Below are 10,127 nucleotides of genomic sequence, written 5' to 3' on the forward strand. Positions count from 1 at the left end.
TATCCGAGCCCGTTCAGAAGGCGGGCCACGGTATCGGTCTGCTCGATCGAGGTTCCGGCATGACCGGGCGCGCGATCAGCTGCTGGGCCCGATCCAACACCGCAACGGTTTCGGCCAGCGTTATCTTGTCGACCAGCCGTGGAGCGATGACGGTGTCGAAGGTCTCGACGAACCGCACGACGTCGGCCATCAGAGCATCGTCGACCGCCTGGCCTGCCCACCCCCAGAGAACCGTGCGCAGCTTGTTCTCGGCGTGCAGGCAGATGCCGTGATCCACCCCGTAGACATAACCGTCGAGACCTTCGAGGGCATGCCCACCCTTGCGATCTGCATTGTTGAGAATGACGTCGAGAACCGCCATCCGCTGCAGGCGTGGATCGTCGGCATGGATCAGAGCGATCTCTTCCCCATCGCCGTCGTAGGCCTGCAACACCGGAATCCAGCCCGCCGGAACGAGATCGGGACGGCAGATGTCGACCAGGTCCACGCGGCCCTCGACCCGCTCCTCGGGAGTATCTATCCACTTCTGCACCATGCCGGGACCGAACGGACCGTCGCGCAGCACCGTGGGCGGAATCACGCCCCACCCGAGCGCCTCGGAGATCTCGTACGACGCCACCTCCCGCCCGGCGAGGGTGCCGTCGGGAAAGTCCCAGAGCGGCACCTCTCCGCGCACGGGTTTGTACACGCACCGCACTGCTGAGTCGCCGTCGCCCGCCTCGCACACGAGGGTGGCGTTGGACGCCGAAACCACCCGGCCGACCACAGTCAGCTCGCCGGTCTCCATGGTCTCGCGGCCCTCGAAGGGAGGTAGTTCGACGGTCAAGACTCGTCGACCTCTGTCACCGGACCGAAGGTGGCACCGCGGCGGTAGCCGTTCGTCCTGATGCAGACGTGTCCCTCGGGGGCGAGCGGCAGGCCGCACAGCGGGCACGGCGCTCGGCCGGCCGCCACGACCAGCTCGGACCGCGCTGCGAACTCGCGAGCCTGAACGGGTGTCAGAAACACTCGAACCGCGTCGGGGCCCTCGTCGGTGTCGTCGAGCACGACGGATTCGTCGACCTCGACCTCACTGACGGCCAACAACTCCACCACGACGGCATTGGCATCGGCGTCCCAACCCAACCCCATCGTGCCGACTCTGAATTCGGTGTCGATCGGTGTCACCAACGGGCTGGTGTCGAGTGTCTCGGCCTCCTCGGTCGGCACATCGGTACCGAAGCGACGCTGCACCTCCTCGAGCAGCAGTCCCATTCGATCGGCCAGCACCTGTACCTGCTGCTTCTCCAACGCGACCGAGACCACTCGGGCATCGTGCACCGCCTGGAGAAAGAACGTTCGGTCACCCGGCTCACCTACGGTCCCGGCGACGAAACGATCAGGGGTGCGAAAAACGTGTATGGCGCGCGGCATTGCACCTCCTAACGACTCGAAAAGCTCCGCGAAACGAATCGCGAACTTCCATTATCGGCCACAGATCGACCGTGGACGGTATTGCTCGCCCTCCAGCCTGCCACCGATCGGGAGATCGGCGGCGAACCGGCATCTCTAGGTGCCCGCGCCGCCGCCCACCACTGCATCGGACGAGTCTGCAACGTCGGGTTTCGCGCCTGCTTCGTCGGACGTCGGCTCTTCCGCCTTCGGCACGAACACGCTCAAGTCGGATCCGGTGTCGTTGGTCCGCAACACGAACGGCCGAGTCGAGGTGTAGCGCACGACGCTGATCGACGCCGGATCGGCAACGATCCGCTGGAAAGAATCGAGATGGGCACCCATCGCATCGGACAGCACCGACTTGATCACATCCCCGTGAGAGCAGGCCACCCACAGCACATCCCGGCCGTGGTGGGCGGCCAGCCGCGCATCGTGCTCCCGTATCGCCTGGACCGCGCGTTGCTGCACCGTAGCCAAGCCTTCGCCTTCGGGGAACACCGCCGCGGACGGATGCTGCTGAACGACCTTCCACAGCGGCTCGGCCAGCAGCTCCTTGATGGTTCGACCGGTCCATTGTCCGTAGTCGACCTCGACGATCCTGTCCTCGACCATCGGAGTCAGCCCCAACCGAGTGGCCAGCGGTTCCACGGTCTGCTCGCACCGCAACAACGGAGAGCGCACGATCTCCACGACCGGGAGGACCCCCAGCCGTTCGGCAACCGCCTGTGCCTGCTCTCGGCCCCGGTCGTCGAGCTCCACCCCTTCGCTCCGACCTGCGAGCGTGCCCGCAGTGTTCGACGTCGAACGTCCATGGCGAAGCAAGATGACTGTCATTGCTCCGAGCCTAACGAGGAACGGTTCACGTAGCCGAGACAACCCCGCCGGCCAGCAGACCCAGCACAACCACACCGAGCACGATGCGGTAACCGACGAACCAGTACAGCGAATGGTTCGCGACGAACTTGAGCAGCCAGGCGATCGAGGCATAACCCAGGCCGAACGCGATGATCGTGGCCACCAGCAGCTGTGGTCCCGACGCGGCGAGGCCGGAGCCGACCGGCTCGAAGGCGTCGGGCAGCGAGAACAAGCCGGACGCCGTGACGGCCGGGATGGCAAGCAGGAACGAAAAGCGCACTGCAGCTTCGCGTTCGAGTCCGAGAAACAGGCCGGCGCTGGTGGTGGCTCCGGAGCGGGACACTCCGGGAATCAGCGCCAGGCATTGAGCGAGGCCCATGACGATGCCGTCCCTGGTGGTGAGTTTCTCGATCGGCCGTTCCTTGCGACCCAGCCTCTCCGCGACGGCGATTACCACGGCGAAAGCGATCAGCATGAACGCGATGAGATACAGATTGCGCGCACCGGTGCGGATCTGATCCTTGAACAACAGACCCAGAATGCCGATCGGGATGGTGGCGATGATCACGTACCACCCCATGCGGTAATCGAGACCCCGTTCTTCTTTCCTGCGCAATCCGACGAACCAGGCCTTGATGATTCTGACGATGTCACGCCAGAAGAAGAGCAAAACAGCGGCTTCGGTACCCAGCTGCGTCACCGCGGTGAACGACGCGCCGGCGTCCTCGTTCCAGAACACCCCCGACACGATTCGCAGATGACCGGAAGAGGAAATGGGAAGGAATTCCGTCAGTCCCTGGACTGCGCCGAGGATGATCGCCTGCAGCCACGTCATGTCGATCATGCGGCGCCCCGTCCCAGCGTCGAAGCGGACGATTCGATTGTTGCCGGCGCGTGGACGAGTGCCCGCCCCCTGGATTCGCGATTCACGGGGACGACCGTACCCGGCGCGGCACTTGCGCACCGAGCGGCGCGGCGCACTACTGTGCACTGGCGGCAGGCCAGTACGAACCCGACGATCACAGGCAAAAGGACATTCGGCACATATGAAGCAGAGATCGGTCGGCACCAGCGGACTTCGGGTGTCGAGGCTCGGCCTCGGCACTCTCGGGTGGGGCAGCGGGACCGATGGGGACGACGCTGCGGCGCAGTTGTCGGCGTTCGCCGAGGCGGGCGGCACCTTGGTCGATACGTCTCCGGCGTACGGCGACGGTCGAGCTCAGCGAGTACTCGCGGAGTTGCTCGACGATGTGGTTCCTCGGCAGGACTTGGTGATCAGCAGTGCCGCGGGGGTCGGTTCGCGGTACGGCCGGTATCACGTCGATTGCTCGAGGCGCGGACTGCTCGGTCAGTTGGACGCAACGCTGCGTGAGCTCGGTACCGACTATCTCGACCTGTGGCAGGTAGCCACGTGGGATCCGATGACCCCGGTCGACGAGGTGGCGGCGACACTCGACTACGCCGTCTCGAGTGGACGGGTTCGCTACACCGGTGCCCGCGGGTATCTGGGCTGGCAGTTGGCTACGGCTGCGGGTTCGGCCGGTGTCGGACGGATCGTGTCGACGCAGGCGGAGTACTCACTGTTGGCCCGCGGGATCGAGGACGAACTGGTTCCCGCCGCTGTTCACCACGGCATCGGAATCCTCGCGGCGGTTCCACTGGCCGGTGGGGTCCTGACGGGTAAGTACCGCAACGGGATTCCGGCCGATTCTCGCGGGGCCGACGAGCTACACGCCGACGCGGTGAATGCATATCTGACCGATTCGGCGGTAGGCGTCGTCGATGCGGCGGTCACGGCCGCCGATGGCCTTGCCACCTCTCCCCTGGTCGTCGCACTTGCGTGGGCTCGTGATCGTCCCGGGGTGAGCAGTGCGATCGTCGGTGCCCGCGATCTGGCCCAGTTGATGGGTGCTCTGATGGCCGAGGAGCTCGAACTGCCGGCTGCCATCACGTCGGCCCTGGACGACGTCAGCGGTTGATCGCAGGTGCTGCTCGGCCTGGGGTGAGGTCAACCGAAGGTCGGGCAGGCTAACCTATGGTCGTGATCGTCAAACGCCTCGCCGCCGCGCTGCTGACGGCCGGACTGCTGGTGTCGTGTTCGGTGAACAACTCCGCGGCCCCGGACTCCGGCACGATCGGCCCCCGCACCGCCGTCGTCGACGACCCTGATCCGACGCCCATCGCTGTCGATCCGGTTGCCGAACTCCCGGTCACCGTCACCGGTTTCGACGGCGTGCCCGTCACCATTTCGGACAACAGCAGGATCGTGGCGGCCGACCAGTACGGCACCCTCGCCGAAACGGTGTTCGCGCTCGGACTCGGTGACAATCTCGTCGGGCGCGACACCTCGGCGTCGTTTCCCGCGGCAGCAGACGTACCCGACGTCACCCCTACCGGCCACTCGCTCAGTGCCGAAGGCATTCTCGCGCTGTCGCCGACGGTCGTCCTGACCGACACCAGTATCGGCCCGCGCGCTGTCCAGGATCAGATTCGGGCCGCGGGAATTCCGGTCGTCTACTTCGACCCCGCTCGAACTCTGGCCGGGGTAGCAGGACAGATCGACGCTGTCGCGGGGGCTCTCGGGGTTCCCGACGCCGGTTCCGCACTGGCGCAACGGGCAACCGAAGAGATTGCCGCCGCGACACAGAACGCGCCCCGATCCGACGAGCCGCTGAAGGTTGCGTTCTTGTACATGCGTGGACCGGCGATCAAGATGCTCGCCGGTCCGGGTTCCGGAGCGGACGCTCTCATCGAGGCGATCGGTGCTCGGGATGCAGGGGTCGAATCGGGTCTGACCGAACAGTTCGTCCCGGTGACCAGTGAGGCACTCATCGCTGCGGCACCCGACGTGATTCTCATGATGACCAAGGGGCTGCAATCGATCGGCGGGATCGACGGGCTCGAGCAGATACCCGGTATCGCGCAGACGCCCGCCGGCCAGCAGCGTCGGGTGGTCGACATGGACGACGGCACCGTTCTCAGTTTCGGTCCGAACACCGGAAAGGTGCTGGCTGCATTGTCGAAGGCCGTCTACGAACCTGCCTCATGAGCGACGTGTCGTCTGCACGGTCGCGATCGGGTACGACGCGAGTGGTCTCGACGTTCGTCGCGCTGGCGGTCGCGCTGATGGTCCTGGCCTTGGTGTCGGCGGTCGTCGGGCAGGTACCGACGACTCCGGCGGAAGTGTTGGGGAGTCTGACGCATCGGGTGGGCCTCGACATCGGCCCGATGCCCGCTCATCCCAGCGGCGAGGTGACCCTCTGGCAGGTCCGGTTTCCGCGGCTGACCCTCGCGATGCTCGTCGGCGCCTGTCTGGGATGCGCGGGTGCACTGCTCCAGGGTGTGTTCGCCAACCCTCTCGCCGAACCCGGTGTCGTCGGCGTGTCGTCGGGCGCGGCTGTCGGTGCGAGCTCGGTCTTCGTCCTGGGCGGCAGCTTTGCCGGGGTCTGGACCGTTGCGCTCGCAGCCTTCGTGGGCGGACTCGTCACCACGATTGCGGTCTACTTCCTGGCTCGCAATGCCGGCCGAACCGAGGTGGTGACCCTCATCCTCACCGGAGTCGCCGTCAATGCGTTCGCCGGCGGCGTGATCGCGTTCTTCACGTTCGTCGCCAGCCCGGCCGCTCGCGACCAGATCGTCTTCTGGCAGTTGGGATCCCTTGCCGGTGCCACGTGGCAGTCGGTCGCGGTGGTCGGTCCGCTGGCCTTGGTCGGGATCGGAGCGTCGTCGATGATCGCCCGCCGACTGGACCTGCTCGCACTCGGTGAGAACGTGGCGCGCCATCTCGGCGTGAACGTCGAGCGCCTGCGACAGTTCGCCATCGTGGTCGTCGCAGTGCTCGTCGCGTCCGGCGTGGCGTTCACCGGGATCATCCTGTTCGTGGGTCTGGTGGTGCCCCACGCCATGCGCATGGTGCTCGGTCCGGCGCACCGGGTACTCATCCCTGCCAGCGCACTCGCGGGAGGCGTGGTCCTCCTCGGGGCCGATCTCGTCACGCGGACGCTCGTGGCGAACGTCGACCTTCCGCTCGGGATGGTGACCTCGTTGGCGGGCGCACCGTTCTTCTTCTGGCTGCTGCGCCGCACCCGGGCTCGTCAGGGCGGCTGGGCATGATCGGGAAATTCGGTGGACACCGTTCCGACATTCCTGCCGACCCGACACCGGGTTCACGCACCCTGGTCGCCGTGGGGGTCGGCGCACACCGCGGTGACCGGGCCGTTCTGAACGACGTGTATCTCGAGGTCGTCGTCGGAGAGATTCTTGCTCTCGTGGGCCCGAACGGGGCGGGTAAGTCCACGTTGCTGTCGGTCCTGTCCGGAGACACCGAGCCCAGTTCCGGATCGGTACTGCTCGGCGAGAGAGCACTGTCCCGCTTCCGGCCGGTCGACCTCGCGCGACGACGCGCCGTGCTCCCGCAACAGCACGCGATCGGGTTCGCATTCACCGCCGAGCAGATCGTGCGGATGGGCCGAGCTCCGTGGACCGGAACGTCGGCGGTACGCGAGGACGACGCGCAGGTGGCCGCCGCCATGGCCGCCTGCGACGTGTCCGAATTCGCCGGACGTCCGTTCGGTTCCCTGTCCGGCGGCGAGCAGTCCCGAGTCGCGTTGGCCCGTGTCATGGCACAGCGCACCGCCACGATCATGCTCGACGAACCCACCGCGGCGCTCGATGTTGGACACCAGGAGTCGGTGATGTCCGTGGTGCGTTCACTGGCCACGTCCGGTCGTGCCGTGGTTGTCGTACTGCACGATCTGGGGCTTGCTGCGGCCTACGCCGATCGGGTCGCGATTCTCGACGCAGGCGAGCTGGTGGCTACGGGACCGCCCCGGGAGGTTCTCACCGCCGAGCGGCTCGGCCGGATCTACCGACACCCGGTCGATGTCTTCGACCACCCCGTCACCGGTGAGCAACTGGTGATCCCGAAGCGGGGTCAGGAGTGAAGCCTGCGGAACGACCAGGGTTCAGAAACCCTCGAGCGCAGAGTTGACGCGATTGAAGAAGGCCCGGACTGCCGTGTCTCGCAGTGACACATCCGACAGCTGCTGAGCGTGAGCGACTGCGTCACGAACCACCCCGATGATGCTGCGTTCGTCGGTCAGATCGATCTCGGTGACCGAGTGCTCGGCGACGGCGTCCACTTCGGTTCGATCCGGCACGGCCGACACGACATCGGCCCGATAGATCTTCACGTAGAGCGTGCTGCGCTGCACTCTGAACGCGAACGCGCGTCCGTCGTCTGTTCTGCCGAAGCCGTTGGCGTGCGTACCCGCATTCACTTCCTCCACCACGAAGTGCGTTCCTTCGGATCCCACATCCGCTCCCATGTCGTGCTCGTTCACGAATTCGATGCCGATCGAACACGCTACCGTCTCCGCGCCCCCGACGAACGGCACCGAGTCCCGGGCTGTCGATTTCGCCGAGGTCGACGCGCGCTGGTACAGATGTGGCAGCGCCTTACCAGGGGCAGTCACCACAGGAAGTAGGTTCGGTTCCATGCGAACACCGTCGGCACGTACGGCCAGGACGGCAGTGGCGTCCGCGCTCGCCGTCGTCACACTCGTCGGTTTGGGTGGCTGCTCGAGCGAGGACGAGAACGCCGACGAGATCTCCGTCGAGCCGCAGCCGCCTGCCTTGTCCCCCGCGACTGCAGTGGCTCCGGCCGGAGTCGTCCGCGCCTTCGCTCCAGTGGACGCACTGACTTTCGATTCTGCAACGCGCACTCTGGTTGCCCTGACCGACGCGTCGACCACCGTGAGCCTGGTGGACGGGGAGGCGTCGAGCGAGCCCCGCGTGGTGGATCTGGGCGGATCCGCTGCAGAGCTGGTCGCCGGACGCGACTCGAGTGTCTTGGTTCCGATGGACGGAGTTCTCTCGAGGATCACCGTGGCAGACGCTCAGCGCACCGATACTCCGGTCGAAGGCCGGACTCTGTCGGCTGCCGATCTACCCGACGGCACCACGGCGGTGGGTGACGCCACCGGGCGTATCCGCATTCTCGACGCCGCCGGACAGGTGACGAGCACGGTCTCAGGACCGGGCGTGACCTCGGCCGACGCGTTGGCCAGCACACCGGACGGTGTCTCGGTACTCGATCGCCGCCAGACCTCGATCACCGATCTGAACCTCGACGACGACACCCTCGGTGTGGCCCTGCGCGCCGGCGAAGGCGCCGCCGAGATGACCAGCGACGAGTACGGACGACTTCTGGTCACCGACTCGACCGGCACCGAGCTGCTGGTCTTCACCTCGCACGATCTGCTGATGCGGCAACGGTTTCCGGTCGGGTCCGCGCCCTGGGCGATCGCCTACGATGAACAATCCGGTATTGCATGGGTCACCTTGCCTGCTCGCAACGAGGTGGTCGGGTACACACTCGACACCGGAATTCCGGTCGAGGCGCAACGGTTGCCCACTGTGCGACAGCCGAACTCGGTTGCCGTCGACGCGGATACCGGCGATCTGTACGTGGGATCGGCGACCGGGGACGGGCTGCAGCGCATCCCCGCCGCGGGCCGTTGACCTGCTGAATCGGCAGGAGACGGTACCCGCAGGAACGACCCTCGAGAATGGTGGAGGCACGTGAACGCACACGAGAATTCGATGCCGGGCCGAGCGAAGATGCCCGTCGGGTGGGAGGTGTCCCCGTCCGACGACTGGGAGTACGTCCCTCTCCGGTTGCCACCGGACGTCACTCGCGTGACCGCATCGATGCGGCTCGCGATTCAGGCCGAATTCGGCGGCTGGGAGCTGTCTCGGGTACGTCTGTACACCGACGGAAGTCGCCGCGTGTTGCTCAAGCGCAAGAAAACCGCCCATCATGTGCCGGAGCCCGGAATCTGAACGGCTCGACGACAGCATCGATCGACCCCGAACAACGACCCTGAAGTACCGACCCTGAAGTACCGACCGGAAAGAAGACCGTGGGAGACCGTCTGTACCGCGTCCTGTTGCGCCTGATGTTCCTCGTATCACCGGAGAGGATTCATCACCTCGCGTTCGGTGTTCTCAGGGCTGTTGCGGCGCTTCCTCCGCTTCGCAAGCTGGCAAGTGCACTGTTCGTCGTCGACGATCCGCGGTTGCGTTCGACGGCATTCGGAATCGAATTTCCGGCACCCCTCGGGCTTGCGGCCGGGTTCGACAAGAATGCCGATGGCATCGATGCGTGGGCCCCGCTGGGGTTCGGGTTCGCCGAGATCGGCACCGTGACTGCGCAGGGGCAACCCGGCAACCCGACGCCTCGTCTGTTCCGGCTGCCTCTCGACCGCGCGATCATCAATCGGATGGGCTTCAACAACCACGGTGCGGAGTACGCGGCCGCGAAACTGCGGTCGCGCAGAACGCGGATTCCCATCGGTGCGAACATCGGCAAGACGAAGATCGTCGAGCCGGCGGATGCCGCCGCCGATTACACCACCAGCGCCCGCTTGCTAGGCCCTCTGGCAGATTTTGTCGTCGTCAATGTCAGCTCCCCCAACACGCCGGGTCTACGGGATCTGCAGGCCGTCGAGTCGTTGCGGCCGATTCTGGTTGCCGTGCAGTCGGTGGTGTCGGTACCGGTTCTAGTCAAGATTGCGCCGGACCTGTCCGACGAGGACATCGACGCCGTCGCTGATCTGGCTGTCGAACTGGGCCTCGACGGCATCGTGGCGACCAACACGACTGTCTCTCGCGAGGGACTCCGTACCGACGCCGAGGCGGTCGCGGCCATCGGTGCAGGCGGGCTGTCCGGTGCTCCACTGCAGGCTCGCTCGCTGGACGTCATCCGGCGCCTCTACCGCCGGGTCGGGACTCAGCTGACGCTGATCTCGGTGGGAGGAATCGAAACGGAAGAGCAG

The 10,127-nt window shown here is 66.0% G+C and carries 12 protein-coding genes; 7 read left to right on the forward strand and 5 right to left on the reverse strand.

From position 1 onward, the window contains the following. Positions 1 to 13: 13 nt before the first annotated feature. The 4 genes from VF34_RS16480 to VF34_RS16495 form a co-directional block, all read right to left on the reverse strand. On the reverse strand, positions 14 to 787 hold the full coding sequence (locus VF34_RS16480) for an SCO1664 family protein (RefSeq protein ID WP_169879440.1): 774 nt from the start codon (positions 785 to 787) through the stop codon (positions 14 to 16). A 35-nt stretch (positions 788 to 822) separates the two neighbouring features. Then, positions 823 to 1,413: a DUF3090 domain-containing protein gene (locus VF34_RS16485; RefSeq protein ID WP_027497067.1), complete on the reverse strand. Its 591-nt coding sequence runs from the start codon at positions 1,411 to 1,413 to the stop codon at positions 823 to 825. Between the two features lie 135 nt (positions 1,414 to 1,548). Continuing rightward, complete coding sequence (locus VF34_RS16490) at positions 1,549 to 2,268, reverse strand: histidine phosphatase family protein (RefSeq protein ID WP_027497066.1); 720 nt, start codon at positions 2,266 to 2,268, stop codon at positions 1,549 to 1,551. 25 nt (positions 2,269 to 2,293) lie between these two features. Continuing rightward, positions 2,294 to 3,124, reverse strand: a complete 831-nt coding sequence (locus VF34_RS16495; RefSeq protein WP_032365850.1) for an undecaprenyl-diphosphate phosphatase — start codon at positions 3,122 to 3,124, stop codon at positions 2,294 to 2,296. A gap of 211 nt (positions 3,125 to 3,335) precedes the next feature. On the opposite strand from VF34_RS16495, the gene VF34_RS16500 reads away from it, so the two are divergent. The 4 genes from VF34_RS16500 to VF34_RS16515 all read left to right on the forward strand — a co-directional run bounded on the left by VF34_RS16500 (position 3,336) and on the right by VF34_RS16515 (position 7,232). Then, on the forward strand, positions 3,336 to 4,268 hold the full coding sequence (locus tag VF34_RS16500) for an aldo/keto reductase (RefSeq protein WP_032372436.1): 933 nt from the start codon (positions 3,336 to 3,338) through the stop codon (positions 4,266 to 4,268). Positions 4,269 to 4,333: 65 nt separating this feature from the next. Then, positions 4,334 to 5,338, forward strand: coding sequence for a heme/hemin ABC transporter substrate-binding protein (locus VF34_RS16505; RefSeq protein WP_371828115.1), 1,005 nt, complete (start codon positions 4,334 to 4,336; stop codon positions 5,336 to 5,338). After that, positions 5,335 to 6,402 carry a FecCD family ABC transporter permease gene (locus tag VF34_RS16510; RefSeq protein WP_032372438.1) on the forward strand — a complete coding sequence of 356 codons (1,068 nt, stop codon included), beginning with the start codon at positions 5,335 to 5,337 and terminating at the stop codon, positions 6,400 to 6,402. Before VF34_RS16505 ends, VF34_RS16510 begins: the two co-directional genes overlap by 4 nt. Then, the gene (locus VF34_RS16515) at positions 6,399 to 7,232 is read left to right on the forward strand and encodes a heme ABC transporter ATP-binding protein (RefSeq protein WP_032372439.1); all 834 of its coding nucleotides are present in this window, start codon (positions 6,399 to 6,401) and stop codon (positions 7,230 to 7,232) included. The genes VF34_RS16510 and VF34_RS16515 overlap by 4 nt, the downstream gene beginning before the upstream one ends. Before the next feature lie 21 nt (positions 7,233 to 7,253). Here VF34_RS16515 and VF34_RS16520 read toward each other — a convergent pair whose 3' ends face one another. Further along, positions 7,254 to 7,787: a hypothetical protein gene (locus tag VF34_RS16520; protein ID WP_228139215.1), complete on the reverse strand. Its 534-nt coding sequence runs from the start codon at positions 7,785 to 7,787 to the stop codon at positions 7,254 to 7,256. Between VF34_RS16520 and VF34_RS16525 the strand changes: the two genes are divergently transcribed. The 3 genes from VF34_RS16525 to VF34_RS16535 all read left to right on the forward strand — a co-directional run. Beyond that, a complete protein-coding gene (locus VF34_RS16525; RefSeq protein ID WP_032365788.1) occupies positions 7,786 to 8,811 on the forward strand; it encodes a YncE family protein in 1,026 nt (341 codons plus the stop codon). The genes VF34_RS16520 and VF34_RS16525 overlap by 2 nt on opposite strands. An 81-nt stretch (positions 8,812 to 8,892) precedes the next feature. Further along, on the forward strand, positions 8,893 to 9,132 hold the full coding sequence (locus VF34_RS16530) for a DUF5703 family protein (RefSeq protein WP_027497059.1): 240 nt from the start codon (positions 8,893 to 8,895) through the stop codon (positions 9,130 to 9,132). Positions 9,133 to 9,224: 92 nt separating this feature from the next. Continuing rightward, positions 9,225 to 10,127: quinone-dependent dihydroorotate dehydrogenase (locus VF34_RS16535; protein WP_045841907.1), on the forward strand; the 903-nt coding region annotated here is incomplete at its 3' end.

The organism is Rhodococcus sp. PML026 (assembly GCF_000963615.1).
Classification (GTDB): Bacteria; Actinomycetota; Actinomycetes; order Mycobacteriales; family Mycobacteriaceae; genus Rhodococcoides; species Rhodococcoides fascians.

What these genes read in the sequence shown, in the direction of transcription:
- VF34_RS16480 (WP_169879440.1), bottom strand. Translation starts at nt 787, where the DNA reads ATGGAGACCGGCGAGCTGACTGTGGTCGGCCGGGTGGTTTCGGCGTCC.
- VF34_RS16485 (WP_027497067.1), bottom strand. Translation starts at nt 1,413, where the DNA reads ATGCCGCGCGCCATACACGTTTTTCGCACCCCTGATCGTTTCGTCGCC.
- VF34_RS16490 (WP_027497066.1), bottom strand. Translation starts at nt 2,268, where the DNA reads ATGACAGTCATCTTGCTTCGCCATGGACGTTCGACGTCGAACACTGCG.
- VF34_RS16495 (WP_032365850.1), bottom strand. Translation starts at nt 3,124, where the DNA reads ATGACGTGGCTGCAGGCGATCATCCTCGGCGCAGTCCAGGGACTGACG.
- VF34_RS16500 (WP_032372436.1), top strand. Translation starts at nt 3,336, where the DNA reads ATGAAGCAGAGATCGGTCGGCACCAGCGGACTTCGGGTGTCGAGGCTC.
- VF34_RS16510 (WP_032372438.1), top strand. Translation starts at nt 5,335, where the DNA reads ATGAGCGACGTGTCGTCTGCACGGTCGCGATCGGGTACGACGCGAGTG.
- VF34_RS16515 (WP_032372439.1), top strand. Translation starts at nt 6,399, where the DNA reads ATGATCGGGAAATTCGGTGGACACCGTTCCGACATTCCTGCCGACCCG.
- VF34_RS16525 (WP_032365788.1), top strand. Translation starts at nt 7,786, where the DNA reads ATGCGAACACCGTCGGCACGTACGGCCAGGACGGCAGTGGCGTCCGCG.
- VF34_RS16520 (WP_228139215.1), bottom strand. Translation starts at nt 7,787, where the DNA reads ATGGAACCGAACCTACTTCCTGTGGTGACTGCCCCTGGTAAGGCGCTG.
- VF34_RS16530 (WP_027497059.1), top strand. Translation starts at nt 8,893, where the DNA reads ATGCCGGGCCGAGCGAAGATGCCCGTCGGGTGGGAGGTGTCCCCGTCC.